At 68.0% G+C, this 19,436-nt stretch carries 16 protein-coding genes; 12 read left to right on the forward strand and 4 right to left on the reverse strand.

Annotation, left to right across the window (positions count from 1 at the left end; translation table 11 throughout):
* Positions 1-51 precede the first annotated feature (51 nt).
* The 7 genes from ABEA10_RS48955 to ABEA10_RS48985 all read left to right on the forward strand — a co-directional run bounded on the left by ABEA10_RS48955 (position 52) and on the right by ABEA10_RS48985 (position 6,881).
* Positions 52-564 carry a DUF6879 family protein gene (locus ABEA10_RS48955; RefSeq protein WP_345475571.1) on the forward strand — a complete coding sequence of 171 codons (513 nt, stop codon included), beginning with the start codon at positions 52-54 and terminating at the stop codon, positions 562-564.
* 36 nt (positions 565-600) lie between these two features.
* Complete coding sequence (locus tag ABEA10_RS48960; RefSeq protein ID WP_345475572.1) at positions 601-1,707, forward strand: GNAT family N-acetyltransferase; 1,107 nt, start codon at positions 601-603, stop codon at positions 1,705-1,707.
* 14 nt (positions 1,708-1,721) lie between these two features.
* On the forward strand, positions 1,722-2,453 hold the full coding sequence (locus tag ABEA10_RS48965) for a PIG-L deacetylase family protein (RefSeq protein WP_345475573.1): 732 nt from the start codon (positions 1,722-1,724) through the stop codon (positions 2,451-2,453).
* Between the two features lie 10 nt (positions 2,454-2,463).
* Positions 2,464-3,525 (forward strand): dTDP-glucose 4,6-dehydratase, encoded by a 1,062-nt coding sequence (rfbB, locus tag ABEA10_RS48970; protein ID WP_345475574.1) that lies wholly within the window; start codon positions 2,464-2,466, stop codon positions 3,523-3,525.
* 126 nt (positions 3,526-3,651) lie between these two features.
* The gene (locus ABEA10_RS48975) at positions 3,652-4,485 is read left to right on the forward strand and encodes a class I SAM-dependent methyltransferase (protein ID WP_345475575.1); all 834 of its coding nucleotides are present in this window, start codon (positions 3,652-3,654) and stop codon (positions 4,483-4,485) included.
* Between the two features lie 192 nt (positions 4,486-4,677).
* A complete protein-coding gene (locus ABEA10_RS48980) occupies positions 4,678-5,649 on the forward strand; it encodes an oxidoreductase (RefSeq protein ID WP_345475576.1) in 972 nt (323 codons plus the stop codon).
* Between the two features lie 377 nt (positions 5,650-6,026).
* Positions 6,027-6,881, forward strand: a complete 855-nt coding sequence (locus ABEA10_RS48985; RefSeq protein WP_329241777.1) for an AfsR/SARP family transcriptional regulator — start codon at positions 6,027-6,029, stop codon at positions 6,879-6,881.
* Here the strand turns inward: ABEA10_RS48985 and rfbA are convergent.
* From rfbA to ABEA10_RS49000, 3 genes are all read right to left on the reverse strand, one after another.
* Positions 6,856-7,767: a glucose-1-phosphate thymidylyltransferase RfbA gene (gene rfbA / locus ABEA10_RS48990; RefSeq protein ID WP_345475577.1), complete on the reverse strand. Its 912-nt coding sequence runs from the start codon at positions 7,765-7,767 to the stop codon at positions 6,856-6,858. The two genes, ABEA10_RS48985 and rfbA, sit on opposite strands and share 26 nt — an antisense overlap.
* Complete coding sequence (locus tag ABEA10_RS48995; RefSeq protein ID WP_345475578.1) at positions 7,764-9,275, reverse strand: NDP-hexose 2,3-dehydratase family protein; 1,512 nt, start codon at positions 9,273-9,275, stop codon at positions 7,764-7,766. The genes rfbA and ABEA10_RS48995 overlap by 4 nt, the downstream gene beginning before the upstream one ends.
* Positions 9,276-9,427: 152 nt before the next feature.
* Positions 9,428-9,838 carry a DUF5988 family protein gene (locus tag ABEA10_RS49000; RefSeq protein ID WP_345475579.1) on the reverse strand — a complete coding sequence of 137 codons (411 nt, stop codon included), beginning with the start codon at positions 9,836-9,838 and terminating at the stop codon, positions 9,428-9,430.
* Between the two features lie 537 nt (positions 9,839-10,375).
* On the opposite strand from ABEA10_RS49000, the gene ABEA10_RS49005 reads away from it, so the two are divergent.
* The 4 genes from ABEA10_RS49005 to ABEA10_RS49020 all read left to right on the forward strand — a co-directional run bounded on the left by ABEA10_RS49005 (position 10,376) and on the right by ABEA10_RS49020 (position 16,851).
* Entirely contained in the window at positions 10,376-11,167 is a 792-nt protein-coding gene (locus ABEA10_RS49005) for a helix-turn-helix domain-containing protein (RefSeq protein WP_345475580.1), read from the forward strand.
* Positions 11,168-11,530: 363 nt separating this feature from the next.
* Entirely contained in the window at positions 11,531-12,967 is a 1,437-nt protein-coding gene (locus tag ABEA10_RS49010; RefSeq protein WP_345475581.1) for an NDP-hexose 2,3-dehydratase family protein, read from the forward strand.
* Positions 12,968-13,305: 338 nt separating this feature from the next.
* On the forward strand, positions 13,306-15,294 hold the full coding sequence (locus ABEA10_RS49015) for an AfsR/SARP family transcriptional regulator (RefSeq protein WP_345475582.1): 1,989 nt from the start codon (positions 13,306-13,308) through the stop codon (positions 15,292-15,294).
* A 285-nt stretch (positions 15,295-15,579) separates the two neighbouring features.
* Positions 15,580-16,851, forward strand: a complete 1,272-nt coding sequence (locus ABEA10_RS49020) for a cation:proton antiporter (RefSeq protein WP_345475583.1) — start codon at positions 15,580-15,582, stop codon at positions 16,849-16,851.
* A gap of 106 nt (positions 16,852-16,957) precedes the next feature.
* Here the strand turns inward: ABEA10_RS49020 and ABEA10_RS49025 are convergent, their stop codons facing one another.
* The gene (locus tag ABEA10_RS49025) at positions 16,958-17,713 is read right to left on the reverse strand and encodes a helix-turn-helix domain-containing protein (protein WP_345475584.1); all 756 of its coding nucleotides are present in this window, start codon (positions 17,711-17,713) and stop codon (positions 16,958-16,960) included.
* 872 nt (positions 17,714-18,585) lie between these two features.
* Between ABEA10_RS49025 and ABEA10_RS49030 the strand changes: the two genes are divergently transcribed.
* On the forward strand, positions 18,586-19,359 hold the full coding sequence (locus tag ABEA10_RS49030) for a YcnI family copper-binding membrane protein (RefSeq protein ID WP_345475585.1): 774 nt from the start codon (positions 18,586-18,588) through the stop codon (positions 19,357-19,359).
* Positions 19,360-19,436: the final 77 nt, after the last annotated feature.

The following is a 19,436-nucleotide window of genomic DNA, read 5'->3' on the forward strand; positions in this document are numbered from 1 at the left end:
GGGCACCTGGCTCGTCACCGAGCGCGGAAGACAGGTTCGCGGAGGTAACCGATGACGCACGTTCCCGAGTTCAAGGAACTCATCGCCCAGACGAAGTTCTCGGCCGTGCACCTGGAGATGCGCGACATGTACACCCCGCAGGGCGCGGTCTACGTCGACTGGAAGGCGGGCAGGCCGATCGAGTACGACCGGCACGGAGACTGGGTGAAACTGGTCGGAGCGGCGGTGGGCCGGGGCATCAACTGGAGGCGGGCCCGCATCGTGTCCGAACCCGTGACCGACTTCATCCAGTACGAGTACGAGACGACGACCATCGTCAACGAGCCGTGCGGGGAGGCCGTCCGCTGGCTGCCGCGACGTCTGGCCTCCGACCTGCTTCTGCCGGGCAACGACTACTGGGTGTTCGACAACCGTCTCGTCCGTTTCACCCACTTCGCCGGCGACGGCTCCTACGGTCCGCACGAGCTGACCGACGATCCGGCCATCGTCAAGGCGTGCGCCGACGCCTTCGAGGCGGTCTGGGAACGCGCCGTCGACCACAAGGACTATCAGCCCGTCCGCTGACGGCTCGGCCACGCCCGCGACACGGTTGGGACGACGATGACCGAGACCGAATCCTCCCCGTCCGCCGCGGCCCACCGGGACGGCCGCTTCTCGGTGGGCGAGGGCCTGCCCGCCGACTGGGACGACCAGATCCGCGACGCGCCGGCGACACTGCGCACCCGGTGGGTCGACCTCGCGCACCAGCGGATCGCCGGTGGCCTCCGCACCTTCGGGCTGTACGACGCCGACGGCGCGCTGTCCGTGGGATTCTGCGGCGGCGTGCCGGCCGAGCCGGGCGAGCATCCGAGGTTCGACCCGTACCTGGTGCTCAGCGGGGTCTCCGCGACGAGCGACCCCCCGCTGGCGCCGGGCGGTCCGCACCCGTGGAAGGACGCCGACCCGGCGGCGCTGTTCCCGTGCTGCCTGGTGATGTTCCCCAACTACGAGACGATGCCCGTCGGCCGGGCCGCCCGGGACCGCGGCGCCGCCGACCGGTTCATCGAGGAGCTGACCCGATGGACGCGCGGCAACGGTGTTCGCAGCGTCGTCCACCTGTACCTGCGGTCCGACTACACCGAGTACCTGGAGGCCCTCCGGTCGCATGGGTTCGTCCTCGTCCCGATGGTCGAGCGCTGCGACATGCCGGTCCGGTGGACGGAGTTCGAGGGCTACCTGGCGACGCTGTCGCGGAACCGGCGCACGTCCGTCCGCCGTGAGCGCCGCGAGATCAAGGAACGCGGCATCGTCATCACCGAGCGGGGTCTGACCGATGACGAGCCCGAGCTGCTGCGCCTGCGGTGCAACCTGATCGCCAAGTACGGCGGTTCGCCCGACCCGGAACGCGAGGCGTTCTCGCTGCGCTACCTCCACGACCACTTCGGCTCCGACTTCCTGGTCATCGAGGCACGCAAGGAGGACCGGCTCCTCGGCTTCAGCACGTTCATCGCCGACGAGAGTGAGTGGACGGTCCTGATGACCGGTACGGACTACGAGGACCCGGATGCGTCGTTCACGTATTTCGAGACGATGTTCTACCGCCCGGCGGAGCTGGCGCCCTCCGTCGGCATACGGAACATCGGCTATGGAATCGGCACGATCGACGCGAAGCGCTCCCGCGGCTGCGTGACCAATACCCTCTACGCCGCCGTCCGGGTGAACGAATGACGACGAGGTGAGCGATGGCCGACCCGTATGTGCCGATGCCCGACGACTGGCAGCGAGCGCTCGCCGTCGTGGCGCACCCGGACGACCTGGAGTACGGACCCGCGTGCGCGGTCGCGGCGTGGACCACGGCGGGCCGTGAGGTCGCCTACCTGCTCGTCACGCGGGGGCAGGCGGGGATCGACTCGGCACCCCCCGAGGAGGCGGGGCGTATCCGCGAGGCCGAGCAGATCAAGGCGGCCGCCGCCGTCGGCGTGCACGACGTCACGTTCCTGGACTACACCGACGGCGTCGTGGAGTACGGCCTGCCGCTGCGCCGGGACATCGCCGCGGCGATCCGCCGGCACCGTCCCGACATCCTCATCACGCTGAACTACCACGAGCGGTGGCGCAGCGGCGACTGGAACTCTCCCGACCACCGCAACGTCGGCATCGCCGCCCTCGACGCCGCCACCGACGCGGGCAACCGGTGGATCTTCCCCGACCTGCTGGAACAGGGACTGGAGCCCTGGGCCGGCATGCGCTACGTCGCGGTCGGCGGCTCGCCGTACTCCGGGCACGCGGTCGACGTCACCGGAACGCTCGACGCGGGCGTCGCGGCGCTGGACGCCCACCGGGAGTACCTGACGAGCCTCGGCGTGGGCCATCCGATGGGAGACGCGCGCGACTTCCTGGAGAAGAAGACACAGCGCTTCGGTGAGAGGTTCGGGGGAGTGCCCGCGATCGCCTTCGAAGTCGTCCGGGTCTGACGGGGGCCCGATGCGGATTCTCGTCACCGGCGGCGCGGGTTTCATCGGTTCCAGCCACGTGCGGTCGCTGCTCGCCGGGGAGCGAGCAGACGTCGAGGTGACGGTGCTCGACAAGCTGACGTACGCGGGCAACCTGCGCAACCTCGATCCCGTCGCCGGCCGGTTCCGGTTCGTCCACGGCGACATCTGCGACGCCGGCCTGCTGTCCCGGGTGGTGCCCGGCCACGACCTGGTCGTGAACTTCGCCGCCGAGTCGCACGTGGACCGCTCGATCCAGGCCGCGCACGAGTTCGTGCGCACGAACGTACTGGGCACCCAGACGCTCCTTCAGGCGTGTCTCGACGCGCGTACCCCCCGGGTCGTGCAGGTCTCCACCGATGAGGTCTACGGGAGCATCGCCACCGGATCGTGGGACGAGACGAGCCCGGTGGCCCCCAACTCACCGTACGCGGCGGCGAAGGCCGGCGGGGACCTGATCGCGCTGGCCTACCACAGGACGTACGGACTGCCGGTGTGCGTGACCCGGTGCGGCAACAACTACGGGCCCTACCAGTACCCGGAGAAGGCGATCCCGCTCTTCGTCACCAACCTCCTCGACGGCCGGGACGTTCCTCTGTACGGGGACGGCCACAACGTGCGCGACTGGATTCACGTCGACGATCACTGCCGGGCCATCCGCGTGGTCGCCGAGCACGGTGTGGCCGGTGAGGTCTACCACGTCGCGGGCACGGCGGAACTGACCAACCTGCAGTTGGTCGAGCGGATCCTCGCGGCCTTCGGCCACGGCTGGGAGCGGGTCCGGCACGTCGAGGACCGCAAGGCGCACGACCTGCGTTACTCGTTGTCGGACGGAAAACTGCGCGCACTCGGATTCACGCCGCGGGTCGAATTCGAGAGCGGTCTGGCCGAGACGATTCGGTGGTACGCCGAAAACCGCTGGTGGTGGGAGCCGCTGACGGCGGCGCATCCGGCCGGAGGCGGACGGCCGGCGGCCGAGCCCGGAAACGGCGCACAAGAAAGCGGCGGCGAAAGACGCCGGCACTCCGACCTGCCAAAGCGTTCCTCCATGTGATCAGCCGACCGGTGACGGCAATCTCGGAGGTGACACCGTGGGTGCGTGTGAAACACTTTTATGCAGACGGAATGACCATTCGATGTGCGTACATCGTCGCCGGTAGAACCAACCGAGGAGTTCATTGTGGCCAGCGTCGTCAATGCAGCACAAGCCGAAGTGTGGAATGGCCTCGACGGTACCCGATACGCCGAGGAACCGGATCGCCTGGACATGGTGAACGGCGCATTCAACGCCGACCTGTTCGCCGCCGCCCCCGTTGCACCGGAATACAACGTTCTGGACATCGGCTGCGGGACCGGCCAGACGACGCGCATCGCGGCGAAGCGCACCAGAGGTGACGTCGTCGGAATCGACCTGTCGGCGGCCATGCTCGAGACGGCGCGGGAGAAGGCTCGCGCTGAAGGCCTGTCGAACATCGAATTCGTGCAGGGCGACGCGCAGGTGCACGAGTTTCCCGAAGGAAAGTTCGACGTCGTCCTCAGCAGGTTCGGCCTGATGTACTTCGCGGATCCGGTCCAGGCGATGTCGCACATCGCCCGCGCCATGCGCCCGGGCGCGCGGCTCGCGGCGGTGTGCGTGGGCGACCACGGAAAGGGCGACTGGGGTCAGGTGTTCGCCGCCATGGCGGCGAACCTGCCGATGCCGGAGGTGCCCGCGGGCGACATGGCGGACGGCTTCCCGACCCCGGACAACATCGCCCGCGTTCTGAACGACGCCGGATTCACCGAGGTGTCGAACGAAGAGGTCGTCCGCACGAACGTGTGGGGGCGCGACGCGGAGGACGCGGCCGACTTCCTGTTCTCCTTCGAGGAGGGCCGCCAGGTCTTCGAGGCCCTCGATCCGGAGGTGAGGGACCGCGCACGCCGCGGCGTCATCGAGGCGCTCCGGCCGTTCGAGCGGCCGGACGGCGTGCACATGAGCACGCCCGCCTGGCTCACCACCGCGGTCCGGCCCTGAGGGGCGCGGAGAGCACCCGCCCGGCCGGCGACCACGTCGGCCGGGCCCAACGAGAGAATCGCCCGCCCGGTGGCCGGTGACCGGCCCCCGCACGGAGCGGCGACGGTCATCCGGTGAGCAATCCTCGGTTCCCTCACCGGTCATCCCTCGGCTCGATTTCCGGCCGAAGCCGGTCGGACGAAGGAAGTCCAGATGACGGCACATCAGACACAACGGCCGGGGAGCGGGCCATGGTCGGCCGAGCCTCTTCCGGACCAGAGCGGGAAGCTGGCCCTCGTGACCGGGGCGAACGGCGGAATCGGCCGGGTGATCGTCCGTGAGCTCGCCCGCGCCGGCGCGCGGCTCGTGCTGGCCTGCCGCAGCGCCGAGCGCGGCCTCGCGGCACTCGCCCGGCTGCGCGAGGAGGTGCCCGGCTCACAGGCCGAGCTCCGCATGCTGGACCTGGCGAGCCTCGCCTCGATCCGGGAGTTCGCGGCCACCTGGGATCACGACCGTCTCGACCTGCTCGTCAACAACGCCGGGGTCGTGATGGTCCGCCGGGGACGGACGGTCGACGGGTTCGAGACGCACATGGGCGTCAATCACTTCGGCACCTTCGCGCTCACCGGGCTCATGCTGGCCACATTGCTGAAGTCCGACGACCCGCGCGTGGTCACGGTCGCCAGCGAGGCGCAGCTGGCCGCCCGGCTCGACCTGGACGATCTCGACTCCGCCCGGCGCTACAGCCCCGTCCGTGCCTACGGCCGATCCAAGAAGGCCAACATCTACTTCGCCCTCGAACTGCACCGCCGGGCCTCCACGGCGGGCGTGCCGCTGCGGAGCATGGTCGTCGCGCCCGGCATGACCGACAGCGGAGTGCTGACGAAGGAGACCGACGCGGCGGGCGGGATGTCGAAGGCGGCCGCACGGCTGGTCTCACGCCTGATGGCGCAGCCGGTCGACAAGGGGGCCTGGACCACGCTCTACGCGGCGACCGAGCCCGGTCTGCCGGGCGGCAGCTACGTCACGCTGAACGGCTTTCTCCAGATGCGCGGCGACCGGCCCGTGCGCCGAGACGGATACCGTGCGGCGAATGACGAGGCCATCGCTCGACGCCTGTGGGGCATCTCGGTCGAGCGCACCGGCGTGGCCTTCGATGCGCTCAACGGTGTCGGGCGAAGCTGAGGCCGCCGCCGCTCGCGTTCCCGCCGGCGGCGTCCTGTGGGGGCCGTCCGCGGAAAGCGGGAGGACGGGCGGCCGCGACGGATGCGGTATTCGCGCGTTCGAATATCGCGCCCGGATTCGTCTTCCGGGAATTGACACGGTCATATTTATTTGCTCGGCGCCCTATGGGCTGAATCCGGCCGGCGGACCCGTGAGCGGTTCGAACCTCATGGTGGCGACCTGTGCGCGACGGCCGAAGGCCGTCGGCGTACGCCTCCTGAAAAGGAACAGCGAGCAATTTCAGCGAAGACAGTACGCCCGATCGGGCGGCATTCTTGGCCTCAACGGGGCGGTTATGACGACGGCGTCATCGGCCGGACCCTCAACGAAGGGGACGCATGATGGTGTGCTTTAAGCTTCTCGGCAGTCTTGAGATAAAGCACCGTGGCCGGACGTGCACGCTGACCGCGCCGAAGCAGCGCCAGGTCATGGCCTTGCTCCTGCTGCGGGTCGGCCGGCTGGTGCAGATCGGCTCGGTCATCGAAGAGCTGTGGGGGGACGATCCGCCCCGGAGCGCGTCGACGACCGTACAGACCTACGTCTACCAGTTGCGCAAGACCATCGACCGCGAGGGGCTCGCGCCCGGCGGTCAGAGCCTGCTGTCCACCCAGCCGTTCGGCTATCTGCTCCAGATCGAGCCGGCCCAGCTCGACGTATGCGTCTTCGAACAGCACGTGACGGAGGGGCGGCGGTTGCTCGACGCGGGACAGCCCGAGCGAGCCTCGGAGCGGCTGCAACAGGCACTCGATCTGTGGACCGGACCGCCCCTGGCCGACGTCACCCAAGGGCGCCTGCTGAGCACGGACGCGGTTCGGCTGCAGGAACAGAGGATGCGCGCCCTGGAGCTGAGGATCCAGGCGGACGTGCAGCTCGGCCGGGACCGGGACCTCATCGGTGAACTGCGCTCTCTCGTGGCGCGGTACCCGCTCCACGAGTGGTTCCACGGCCAGCTCATCGAGACGCTTCACCGCGCGGGCCGGCGTGCCGAGGCGATGACGGCCTACCGCCAGCTCCGCGCGCTGCTGAACGAGGAACTGGGGCTCGATCCCTCACCCGAGCTGCAACGCCTCCACCTGCGAATGCTGGCGCCGGGATCGGAGCCCGTGTCGTCTCCGCGCTGGTCCGCGGGACTGGCGCTGCGCGACGTCGGCCGCCCCGCGGCCGCCGTCAGCGGTACCAGGCGGGGCCGCTAGCGACGTCGCCCACGGAGCCGACCTCCTTGGCGATGGCCATGACATACCGGCCGTAGCTGGACTCGGCGATCTCGGCTCCGAGCTGGTGGCACTCGTCGACGCTGATGAAGCCCTTGCGCAAGGCGATCTCCTCGATACAGGCGATCCGAACCCCCTGGCGTTCCTCGATGGTCCGGACGTACTGGCCGGCTTGGAGGAGTGCCTCGGGGGTCCCCGCGTCGAGCCAGACGAAGCCTCGTCCCAGGTTGACGAGGCGGACCTTTCCCCTCTCCAGATAGGCACGGTTGACGTCGGTGATCTCGAGCTCGCCGCGAGGAGAGGGCCGCAGCCTCCGCGCGATCTCGATGACGTCGTTGTCGTAGAAGTACAGGCCGGTGATCGCCCGGTTGGAGCGGGGGCGTTCCGGCTTCTCCTCGATCGATATCAGGCGGCCTCTCTCGTCGACCTCGCCGACTCCGTAGCGTTCCGGGTCGTTGACCGGGTAGCTGAACAGGACGCAGCCGTCGACGTTGGTGACGTTCGCGGCCAGCAGGTCGACGAAGGAATGTCCGTGGAAGATGTTGTCCCCCAGGATCAGCGCCACGGGTTCGTCGCCGATGTGGTCCGCGCCGACGAGAAAGGCGTCGGCGAGTCCTCGGGGCTCCGACTGCCGTGCGTAGCCGACGTGGAGCCCGAGTTGTGAGCCGTCGCCGAGCAGGCGCTGGAAGATGGGCAGGTCGACGGGGGTGGAGATGATGAGGATGTCGCGTATCCCGGCGAGCATGAGCACCGAGAGGGGATAGTAGATCATCGGCTTGTCGCTGACGGGGAACAGCTGCTTGCAGACGGCCAGGGTCGCGGGCTGGAGCCTCGAACCCGTGCCGCCGGCGAGGATGATCCCTTTCACTTCACGCTCCCGGCCGTCGACTTGAGACTGTGCAGGCACGCCAGCAGGCTGCGGGCCTCGATGTTCAGGTAGTGGCCGTGCCTGACCAGCTCGCCGAGCTGGTGCGGCGCGAGCCAGCGGAAGCCGGGCGGCTCGGCCACCGCGTCGGGGTCGACCTCGACGATGACGTAGCGGTTGCGGGCGTGGAAGAACCGCCCGCCTTCCTCCGACAGCACGGCGTCGAACCTGATCCGCTCCTCGTCGGCCCCGAGTACCTCCTCCAGGAACCGCGGACGCGCCGCGGCCGGGAGATGCTCGTGGTTTCCCGGGGTGCACTGCACCGTCGGCGCCAGCTCGATGACGTCGGCGTATCCGGGCTGCGCCGACGCCCGCGCGAGCACGTGCAGCACACCGCCGATCGAGCCGGCGAGGAACGCGATCACACCGGTGCCGACCGGCCTGATCATCGGCTGGTCCCATCGCTCGACCTCTCGGCCGGCCGCCTGGACGCGCACGCCGATCACCTCGAAGAAGCGCCCGCTGCGATGGTGGATCCGGCCGGCGGTGCGACGCCAGCCCTCCACCTCGTCCAGCGGCACCAGCCGGGCCCGTATGCCGGTCACCGTCCGTGCCTCCGTGATCCAGCTGAGGACGCCCGTCGCGTCGTGGAGCGCGCCGGCGGCCGGATCGCAGGAGCGGACCAGCGCGGTACGGAAGCGGTCGGAGCCCGGCACGTCGAACATCGGCGTCAGGTCGGTGCCGGTGACGGGAAGGCAGCCGAGCACCGTCCGGGTGTCCATGTTGACGGTGTCGTCGCGGGCGAGCAGCGCGTGGATCTCACCGAGGGTCAGCCACCGGAAACCGTCCCGCATCTCCACCTCCTCGGTGACCTCGACGACCATGTTGCGGTTGCGTTTGCGGAAGAACCACGAGCCCTGTTCGGACTGCCGTACGTCGACGAGCACCCGGTGCCGTGATGCGTGCCGGAAGTAGTCGAGGTAAGGCACGGGTCTGCCCCGGTGGACCCGCATGTAGTTGCTGCGCGTGGCCTGGACCGTCGGGGACAGCTGGACTCCGTTGTGGTTGCCGGGTTCGGCCTTGGCCTGCAGCAGGAAACGCAGGACCCCGTCGAACTCCTTGGCCAGGATGCCGAGGATCCCCACCTCGGGTTGGTGGATGATCGGCTGGCTCCAGGAACCGACCGGGCCGTCGGCGGCCTCGACCGCCATGCCCTCGACGCTGAAGAACCCGCCGCTGCGGTGGCCGAGGTTGCCGGTCGTCGCGTCACGGCTCCACCCGCCGAGGTCGTCCAGCGCGACTCGATCCACCGCCATGCGGAGACGGCCGGCGGAACGGGCCAGCCAGCGGACGGACACGTCGGGCTCCGTGTGCGCGCCGTGCGCGGCGCGGCCGGCCGCGGCCGCCGGGGCACCGGAGGGACGACGGTGGCTCCGGGACAGAGCCGAGGCGGCCAGGCGCGCCTGGACAGGGGCGCTGCGACCACCGACGTCGGGCGCGACCAAATTCATGATCTCTTCCGCTCGGTCGGACTCATGGCGTGTGGAGTATGGCTCTCCGCTCTCAGGGCCGAGTCGAACGTCGCTTTAGAGATCGTCGACGGGGAATCGAAACGGCAGGCCTGGTGCGGCCGTGAGCGCTCTCCGGGCGCCCCGGGTAGGAACTACTCGGCGATCTTCGTGCGCATGGTCCAGCGGAATATCGCTCGCTCGGCGCGGCGCCCGTCCGGATCACTCACGATCTCGAAATGCTCATAGCCGTTACGATGCCTGAGTTTGATCTTCGTCTCGGTGGCGGCGGCCCGAACCGTCCGGGCGGCCATGGGAATGTCGGCGGGTCCCCCGATGAGTACCGCCTCGAAGGTGTCCTCACCGGATGTGAGCCGATCGATTTTCGCCATCGAAAGTCCGCTCCAATCGGCGCTCGCTCGCGCATGCCGACAAGGCCTGTCCAGGTGGCCTGTGCCGGCTCGGGAAATGTGGGCCGGTCCTTGTTCACCGGAAATCAGACCGCACGCAGGCGTATCGCCATCGGCAGGCTCGACGGCCCGGCCGAACTCCGCGCTCTGATCCATTCTGACACCGCCGGATCGGTAGAAACTCCGTGAAATAAGACGCTGTCGGCCTGCTATCGGCCATTGTGTGTCGAATGTGAATCTCGCACATCTCCAGGATTGCTGATATCGGCCGGGAGGCGATGCGCGTGTGGGGCTGCGGCGTGATCATTGGGCCCGGCGACGCGGGTGACACCGCCCGGAGCGGGGTGGTGAGGGGGCGGGGGCAGCCCGGATGCGCCACCGTATTCGGCACGCGATGACTCTTTTCGGTCAGCGCGATCTCGCTGGCGGTGGCGCTATGGGCATGATTAGGGTGGACCGAATCTGGATTTTATGACTTCAGAATCAAATAGGTCACAACTTATACGTATTAAATGTCGCCCGAAGGTGGGCTCGAATATTCAGCGTCAGGGGATGGCTACGGTCCGTCAGTTTCCTCCTGGGCTCTTCCGGTCTTCTATAGCTTCTCTTGATGTCGACAAGCTTCCCCTTGACCGTTGCACTAGGCGGGTTTTGACTTGGCATCTTGAGGCGTCCGACAGGTAAGGGGGACCCGTGCGGCGGGAGATCAGCCATGTTATGCATGTTATAAGACATCGATATCCTGAGGACCTTTCTCTCGAAGAGTTGGCTGCGGTAGTCAATCTGAGCTCGTGTTATCTATCGCGCCTTTTCTGTCGGGAAATAGGAGTGCCACTGACGCGTTTTCTGGGTGGTGTCCGGCTGGACGCCGCGCGGCGGAAGCTGCTGTGCACCGACGAGAGCGTCGCCGACATCGCCGCTCAGGTCGGCTGTGCCAGCCTCGGGACCTTCACGACGCGCTTCACGCGAACCATCGGAGTCTCGCCTGGCCGGTACCGGCACGCCGCCCTGCTCGGCGAAGGGGCGGCCGGCTTCGGGGGAGATCACACGGGCATGCCGTTCGTGCACGGTTCGATCCTGATCTGGAGTCGTTCCGCCGGGCTTCCGGCCGACCGTGCCGTCGCCCTCACGGCCGTCCCGATCTCTTTCCCCGGCGCGAAGCCCGTGCGGCCCTGCACCGGCGAACACTCCTACGGCTCGACGCACATCGCCCATGTGCCCCCCGGAGACTGGATGATCAGCGTTTCGACCGTCGGCGCGGGCGGCGAGGTCGTGGTGCCTACGGCGATCATCGGGCCGATATCGGTGACCCCGGGGGCGGCCGTGCCGGTCGAGCTGGATCTCCAGAGTCTGATGGAAGGCGACGCGCCGATGCCCGAGCGTTCCCGGTCCGGTTGCGGGACCGAGTCCGACTTCTCGTTTCTGATGGGGGAACACCGGCTGACCTGCGGCGGCCCGGCCGTGGAGCGGGTGCCGACGCTGTGAATCCTGTCGCCGGCGTCCGCCATCGCGTCCCCGGGGCGGGGCGTGATGCGGACGTGCGCCGGCCGATGGCGGGAGGGGCGTGCGGTAGCCGCCGGCGGGGGCGATGTTGATTTCACCGGCGCATCGTCCCGGCCGTGACGGCCGCCGCGATGTCCGTACCTGGTGGAATCCTGGGATTTCTGTGAGCGGCTTAGGGAAAATAGCGGCACATGGATTCGTATATGCCCGTTCCCCTCTTCCCTATTCTGTGGCAACGGCAATATGGGAGATGCATTCGGCGCAATTCCGTTCCTAGGCTGGGCTCGGGTGGATTGATGTCCCACCTCGCCGGGCCGTTCGTCGAACACGTGGGAAGGATTCGTCGTGGAGAGCACAGCGCAGTCTTCGGTTCCGCCGGGAACCGACCCGTCCATGCCCGCGCGGATCGCCGTCTCCGCCTCCTCACCGGGTAACCGAACGCCGGACGGCGAGGTCCGCGCGTGGTTGTCGGCGGCGGTCGAGCGCACCCCCCTTCAGGTGAAAGAGGTGCCGCTGGACACGCTCGACGGCTGGCGGGCCGACCCTGACACCGGAGCGATCTCCCATCGCGACGGCGGGTTCTTCACGGTCGAGGCGATGGAGAAGCACGCCACCGTGCACGGCTCCATCTCGCACACGAACTATCCGATCATCGTCCAGCCGGACATGGGCACCCTGGGCATCCTGATGAAGGACTTCGACGGTGTGCCGCACCTGCTGATGCAGGCCAAGGTGGAGCCGGGCAACCGCGCCGGCGTGCAGCTCGGCCCCACGGTCCAGGCCACCTGGAGCAACCGCGACGCGAAGATCCCCTACCTGGAGTTCTTCACCGAGCCGGACGGGCACCGGGTCGTCGCGGACGTCCGGCAGTCCGAACAGGGATCCTGGTTCTTCCGCAAGCGCAACCGCAATGTGATCGTCGAGACCGTCGAGGACGTCGAGGTCCTCGACGGCTACCGATGGTTGTCGCTGAAGCAGGTCTACGACCTGCTCGCCGAGGGCGGCCGGGTGAACACCAACGCATGCTCGGTGCTGTCGTGCCTTCCCTTCTGCGGCGCCGGGGCCCGCCGGGCCGGAACGAACGATGGCGACGCCTTCCGCTCGGCGCTGGCACGCTCCTGCGAACCGGGGCAGCCGTCGGCCCACAGCACCACCGAGATCCTGAGCTGGCTGAGCAGGGCGCGGACCTACGGCGACATGAATGTCGAGCGCATCAACCTGAACGACGCCGACATGTGGCACGTGTCCGAAGGCCGGCTCTCCCACCGTCAGTTCAAGTTCTTCGACATCTTCGGGGCCGACGTCACGCTCGGCGACGACCGGTGGACGCAGCCGATGATCCGTACGGCGGCGGACGGCCTGGTGGTCTTCCTCGCCAAGAACATCGACGGAGTGCTGCACGTCCTGGTCAACTCCGTATTCGAGGGCGGCTATGTGGACGTGGCCGAGTTCGGGCCGAGCCTGCAGTGCATCCCCTCCTTCTACGACGCTCTGCCTCCCGACTCCTATCCCCGGTTCCTCCAGGAACTCAAGGAGGCCGATCCTCGGCGGATACGGTTCGAGACGGAGCTGACCGACCAGGCCGACATCTTCCATGAGGCCGGCAGCCGCTACGTCATTCTGGAGACCGAGCTCGATGTCGAGGGGTCCGGCGACGGCTACGGCGACTTCCGGTGGGTGACGGTCCACCAGCTCGCCGAGCTGAACCGGCACAGTTACTACCTCAACCAGCAGGCCCGCAATCTGCTGCTCTGCCTGCAGAGCATGTACGCCGGCGCCTGACCGATGAGACGAGGGTTCTGGGGGAAGGCCGGTGGCCTTTCTCCAGAACCGTCTCCGCGAACGCCCTTGGGCGTCGGGACGGTCCCGCGGAGAGGTGAACGGCCGTCCGCGTCGTCCATGGCGTTCGCCCGTGCGGAAAGCGGGTGGTCCTTCGATTCCGTGGACTCCGTCGGATCCGACGTTCTTGCAAGCTGTTCAACCGACCGCAATATGAGCGGTGACAGGTGGCGCGGGGCAGCGCAGTCTGAAAGCGTTGGCAGTGCTGAGACCGATGTGCCTTGTTGTCGACGTCCCGTGCTCATTCCGTGCTCAGGCCCGACATCGGAGGTGATTGGACCATGCCAGAGGCGGGACGATCAGTTCGGCTGGAGCTGCTCGGCCGGCTGCGGGCCTGGCGTGACGATGCGGAAGTGAAGCTGGGGCCGCCCAAGCAGCGTGCCGTCCTGGGGTTTCTCGCCGGGCGGGTGAACGAGCCGGCCGGGATCGACGAGATCATCGACGCGGTCTGGGGCGATGCCGTCCCGGCGACCGCGGCGAACGGTGTGCACACCTACATCGCCGGCCTGCGTAAGGCGCTGGAGCCGCGGCGCGGCCGGCGCGACACCGGCGAGGTGCTGGTCTCGACCGGCGGTGGCTACGCGCTTCGCGTCCCGCCCGAGAACGTCGACGTCGAGAGGTTCCTGGAGCACCTGTCCGCGGCTCGCCGCTCGTCGGCCGACGGCGAGATCACAGAGGCACTGCACGCGTTCGACCTCGCGTTGCGCCTATGGCGCGGTGAGGCGTACGCGAACGTCCCCGGGCCCTTCGCCGACACCGAGCGGGCACACCTGGGCGAGCTGCGGACGGCGGCCATCGAGGACTGGGCCGCCCTCATGCTGGACGCCGGGCGTCACACCGAGCTCGCCACAGTGCTGTCGGACACCATCGTCAAGCACCCCCTGCGCGAGAGGCTGCGCTGGCTCCTCATGCTGGCCCTGTACCGGTGCGGCCGGCAGGCCCGCGCACTGGCCGTCTACCGGGAGACACGGCATCTGCTGATCAAGGAGCTCGGCATCGAACCAGGCCCGGAACTGCAGAAACTGCACGAGCAGATTCTGGGGGGCAGTCCTGAGCTCGCCGTACCGGCCGGCGCCGGCCGGGGAACGCCGGCGGCGTCGCAGGCCGAAGGCCACAGCGGAGGACCGGCGTCCGTACGCCCGGCGCAGTTGCCGCCGAGAGTCCGGGGGTTCGTCGGACGCCACGAAGAACTCGACCGGCTGCGTACGATCATCACCGATGGGTTGGCGCAGACCCAGGGCAAACCCACTCTGGTCGTGATCGACGGCGTCGCCGGGTCGGGCAAGACGACTCTGGCCCTCACCGCCGCACATCAGTTCATCGACCGCTTTCCCGACGGCCAGCTCTTCATCAACTTCGGCTGCTTCGGCACGCGCCGGGAGCCCATGGACGCCTCGGAGGCGCTGGCCTCCTCGTTGCAGAGCCTGGGAGTGGACCGGCGGCAGCTGCCCCGCGACCTGGAAGGGCGAGCGGCCCTGTACCGCAGCCTGCTCTACGACCGCCGCCTCCTCATCGTGCTGGACGACGCGGCGAGCCCGGACCAGATACGCCCGTTGATCCCCGGCGGCCCGGCGTGCGTCCTGGTCACCAGCCGCCGCAGGCTGAGCGGATTCGTCGCGCGGGACGGAGCTCATCGCATCGACCTGGCCCCCCTGACGCTCACCGAGTCGGTGACGCTGCTCAGCTATCTCCTCGGCGCGGAGAGAGTGGCCGCGCAGCGGGAGGACACGGTGCGCATCGCGGAGATGTGCGGCCACCTCCCGCTGGCCCTGCGGCTGGCCGCGGAACAGCTCATCGACCCGGAGATGCCGTTCTCCGAGCTCGTGGAGCGCTACACGCCGAGGCACCGCAGGCTCGACCGGCTCGCCGCCGACGGCGATCCGGAGACGACGCTGAGGGAGGTCTTCTCCTGCTCGTATCAGGCGCTCGACCCTGAGCCGGCGCGTATGTTCCGGCTGCTGGGCGACTACGGCACACCGTCGTTCTGCGTCGCCGAGGCCGCCGCGCTGGCGGGCATTTCGTGGAGCAGGGCCCGGCAGATTCTCGAGGTGCTCGTCGACAACCACCTGCTGGAGGAAGACGGCAAGGACACCTACCGATTCCATATTCTGCTCGCGACCTACGCCGCCGAATGCTCGTGGCAGGAACCGGAAGCCAGCCGGAAGGACGCGGCGCGGAGAGTGCTTCATTACCAGCGCACCGTGAATGGTTTCCTCGGTGACGTCGACGAGTTGCGAATCTCGTCAGTGCATTTCTCGGCTCGGCTGTAGCCGATCTCCGGATGGTTGTCCCGGTGTCCATTGTGGCGCACTGTATTTTTTGTGCTGGACAACATTTCTTCTCGTGCCTGGAATAATGGGGTCAGATCAGGATTTTAGGGCCACGGAGCATCCAGATACCGTGCAGAAGCCCTAAAGCCAAAAGAACCCACAATGGGTGGCATGCCGACCGTGCGCGTACGGACGCATGTCGCGGTGGCACGCGGTTCGACCTGACCGTCCGCCCCATGACCCGCCAGACCTGATCCGTTGCACCAGCCATTAAAGGGGTTCTCGTTGACCAGTCATCAAGTGCAGCTCTTTCTCCTGGACGTGACGCTGATCGTGGTGCTGGCACGAGGGCTCGGCGTGCTGGCCGGGCGTGTGGGGCAGCCACCCGTGGTGGGCGAGATAATCGCCGGCATCCTGCTCGGGCCGACGCTGATGGACGGCAGGCTCTCGGACGCACTGTTCCCCGCGGAGGTACGGTCGTCCCTCACCGGGGTCGCGGACATCGGGCTGGCGCTGTTCATGTTCGCCGTGGGGCTCGAGGCGGACGCGGGCGCCTTACGCGGCCGGGGCCGGCTGGCCGTCGGCGCGGTCGTCGGAGCCAATGCCGTCCCTTTCGCGCTGGGCGTCGGTCTGGGGTTCTACCTGCTGCGCACACATCCGGTGCGGGGTGCGTCGCCGACCGCGTTCGTGGTGTTCGTGGCCCTGACGGTCTCGGTGACGGCCTTCCCGGTGCTCGCGAGGATCATCGAGAGCCGGGGGCTGTTCGCCACGACGCTCGGCGGCCTGGCTCTGGCGACCGCCGCCATGGTCGACGTGGTGGCCTGGGCCGAACTGGCCGTCGTCCAGGCCTTGATCGGCGGCGGAGCGGCGTTGTGGCGTACGGCCTTGTTCGTCCTTTACGGGGCTGGCCTGTTCCTCATCGTCCGGCCTCTGCTGCACAGGCTCATGCGGGCGGAGTGGAGCCGGCGCGTTCCGACGGCGGGGACCTTCCCCGTGGTCATGGCCGGAGCGCTGCTGTCGGGGGCGGCCACCGAGGCGATGGGCATGCACTTCATCCTCGGTTCCTTTCTCTTCGGGATGGCCATGCCGCGCACCGGCAGCGCAGCGTCGCATGCCGATCTCAGTGATGGCGTCGGCCGGCTCACCTCAGTGCTGCTGCCGGTGTACTTCGTGGTGGCGGGGCTGCAGATCGATCTGACGTCTCTGTCGATCTCCAGCGTCTGGCAGTTCGGCGCCATCCTTCTCGTCGCGGTGGCAGGCAAGGTCGGCGGGACCTATCTGGGGCTGCGGACCCAGGGCATGCCTTCGCGGCCCTCCATGGCCATCGCGGCTCTGATGAACACGCGGGGGCTGACCGGACCGATCGTCGTGGGCGTCGGCCTGGAGATGGGCCTCTTCGACGGTGAGTTGTACTCGCTCATGGTCGTGATGATGCTCATCACCACCCTGATGACGGATCCGTTGCTGTCGCTGACGTTCCGCGGCTCCGTGGAGGTTCCCGGCTCCGTGCGCGGAGACGGAGAGTCCACGAGACGGCGTGTGACGGCGCGACCCTGATCCGGTCGCGGCCAGGTCGGCGGGGCGGGCCGAGGCCGCCGTGCTCTGCCGGCCACGTCCCGCCGGCCCGCTGTCGCCGAGCCGCGCACCCCGCACAGGCCTACGCTCAGGCGGCGTTCACCAGCGGGTCCAGTCCCGGTAGGGCGAGCAGGATCGGCGGGCGGGACCAGTCCAGCGCGCGAGCCCGAAGCTCGACGTACGGAGACGCACCCGGGCCGACGGTGATCGGCCCCACCGCGTCCCAGAGCATCGGGGGTTCCGAGGCCCGGGCGGCATAAGGCGCCGCGGGGTCGGGTGTGCCGTACGCCACCGCGTGCAGGTACCAGGTGCCGGCGGGAACCCCGCTCAGCACGAACGCTCCCTGACCGTCGATGATCTGCGACGCGACGGCGGGGCCTTGCAGGATGATCGACTCGGACAGCCCGATGTAGAACTTCGACCGCAGGTCGCCTTCGGCCGTCGCGTGGCCGACCACCGTCCCCTCGTGCTGGGCGGCTCCGCACAACCGGTCCAGCGCTCTCGCGGGGGGAACGCTCCAACCGCCCTGATGCAAACGCCGGTACTCAGTGGGGGAGACTCCGACGGATCTGGTGAAGCGACGCGTGAAGGTGCCGGTGCTGCTGTAGCCGACCTCTGCCGATATGTTCGCCACGTTGAGCGAGGTCGTCAGGAGCAGCCTCTTGGCCTCCTGGAGCCTCACGGCACTCAGGAATCTGCCAGGAGTCACTCCGGTGACCCGGCTGAACATGCGGAGAAAATGGAATTTGCTTACCATCGCGTGTTGTGCGAGCTCGTCCAGGCTGAGTGGTTCTCCGTGCCGTTTGTAAATCGTTTCGACGGCGCGCCGGACAAGGTGTTCCATGCTCTGGCTCCTCTAGGGTCTTCGAGTCAATGAACAGCGGCTGATCAAATGGAGAAGTTTTATGTACATGTAAGTCTGTGCTGTCGGGGCTGCATGTCCGTGCCCATCCTTCGTTTCGTTGAACGTCGGCTGAGAGCATGAACGGGTCTAGGCGAGGCTGTGGACATCGGTGTCTCTCGTACTGTTGTCGAAGAGTTCGCACACGGCGCTGAGGTGCCTGTATGGAAAGCCGGTCGGTGTTACCGAAGGCATTGCGGGTCGTCACCTCCTGTCAGGTGAGCCTGGCATTCGCTTTACCCTCGGTCGCTATGCGAAGCCGTGAGTAAAACGGAGAAACGAGTCCGGATGTCAAACAGCCATCCGCATGTTCGCAATACTCGCCGAACGGCGGCTGTCATGTCTTCTTCGCTGTTGTCTGACTCGTTATAAGACAACTAGTGCGGCAAGTGGTCAGGAGATATGGTGCACCCTGGCCAGGCATTCCTTGTGTGGTGCCGAATGCAGAAAATATGCAGGCGAAAGCGATCAGACGGGTTTGGCATCGCTATTCGGCGCGTGCCCGTCCGCCTGATTTTCGCCGAGCCGATTGGCGCGACCCAGGAGGTACGGAACCAAGCTTGCCGACCCGCGCTTGCAGATCACGCACAGCGCGCCTTCAACGGCCGCATATGTGGTGTGCCGAGACCGGGCCGTGCCGGCCCCGCGACGGGCGAACACCTGGCGCGGAGCATCGCCGTGGCGTCGGATGAGGGCTCTGGGACCGGGCGCCGCGATCGAGCCGATTTCGAGTAGGGCTCGAGCAGGGTTCGAGCCGCCTGAGAGGGGGCGCATTTACCTTCGGCGGGCAGCATCCACCGGTCGAAGGAGAGGTTATGGTCCGTACCGTACACCGCGTGATCGTGCCGCTGATCTGCGCGAGCGTACTCGTCGTGACGGGGGCGCTGGCCGCCGCCGCCCATGTGGTCCTCCGTCCCAACACCGCGACGCAGGGCGACTTCACGAAGCTGACGTTCCACGTGCCCAACGAGGCGGAGAGCGCCGACACCATCAAGGTCAAGATCGTGCTGCCGGACGCGCAGCAGGATCTCATTCCCGCAGCCGTCGTACAGACGAAGCCCGGTTGGACCGTCAAGACCGAGAAGCGGAAGCTGGACACGCCCGTCGTCGTGGAGGGCAAGGAGATCTGGGAGGTCCTCAGTTCGGTCACCTGGACCGCCAAGGACTCCACCGCCAGGATCCGCCCCGAGCAGTTCGACGAGGTCGCCCTGTTCGGCGGGCCCTTGCCGAGCGTCGACAAGATTTACTTCAAGGCGTACCAGTACTACAGCGACGGCTCGGTGGTGAGCTGGGACCAGATCCCGAGCGACAGCGACCCGAACCCGGCCCACCCGGCTCCGGCGCTGCTGCTCAGCCCGCCGGGCGGGACGCCGAGCGGGCAGTCCGGCGCGACGGGCCAGCACGCCGCGTTCAACAGCGCCGGCGGGGTGCGCCTGACCGCCGCGGAGGAGAAGACGTCCGAGGCCCGGCCCACCGGGTCCTCGATGCTGTCCGCCGCCGTTCCCGTCGCGGTGCTGCTGCTCGGCGGCATGGCCGTGGGGCTCCTGCTCGGCCGGCGGCGCTGGGCACGTACGAACCAGGGCGAGTAGGCCCGGAGAGGCGTGGGAGCCCCGTACACGCCGAGAGGCCCGTGAGGGTGGAGAACGGGGTTTGGCACATCAGGGGA

It is taken from the genome of Actinoallomurus oryzae, from assembly GCF_039541955.1.
GTDB lineage: Bacteria > Actinomycetota > Actinomycetes > Streptosporangiales > Streptosporangiaceae > Actinoallomurus > Actinoallomurus oryzae.

Excerpts from the sequence above, each read along its gene's own strand:
- ABEA10_RS49030 (WP_345475585.1), top strand. The coding sequence starts at position 18,586 with ATGGTCCGTACCGTACACCGCGTGATCGTGCCGCTGATCTGCGCGAGC.
- ABEA10_RS49015 (WP_345475582.1), top strand. The coding sequence starts at position 13,306 with ATGCCAGAGGCGGGACGATCAGTTCGGCTGGAGCTGCTCGGCCGGCTG.
- ABEA10_RS48955 (WP_345475571.1), top strand. The coding sequence starts at position 52 with ATGACGCACGTTCCCGAGTTCAAGGAACTCATCGCCCAGACGAAGTTC.
- ABEA10_RS48965 (WP_345475573.1), top strand. The coding sequence starts at position 1,722 with ATGGCCGACCCGTATGTGCCGATGCCCGACGACTGGCAGCGAGCGCTC.
- ABEA10_RS49000 (WP_345475579.1), bottom strand. The coding sequence starts at position 9,838 with ATGGATCAGAGCGCGGAGTTCGGCCGGGCCGTCGAGCCTGCCGATGGC.
- ABEA10_RS48980 (WP_345475576.1), top strand. The coding sequence starts at position 4,678 with ATGACGGCACATCAGACACAACGGCCGGGGAGCGGGCCATGGTCGGCC.
- rfbB (WP_345475574.1), top strand. The coding sequence starts at position 2,464 with ATGCGGATTCTCGTCACCGGCGGCGCGGGTTTCATCGGTTCCAGCCAC.
- ABEA10_RS48960 (WP_345475572.1), top strand. The coding sequence starts at position 601 with ATGACCGAGACCGAATCCTCCCCGTCCGCCGCGGCCCACCGGGACGGC.
- ABEA10_RS48985 (WP_329241777.1), top strand. The coding sequence starts at position 6,027 with ATGATGGTGTGCTTTAAGCTTCTCGGCAGTCTTGAGATAAAGCACCGT.
- ABEA10_RS48995 (WP_345475578.1), bottom strand. The coding sequence starts at position 9,275 with ATGAATTTGGTCGCGCCCGACGTCGGTGGTCGCAGCGCCCCTGTCCAG.
- ABEA10_RS49025 (WP_345475584.1), bottom strand. The coding sequence starts at position 17,713 with ATGGAACACCTTGTCCGGCGCGCCGTCGAAACGATTTACAAACGGCAC.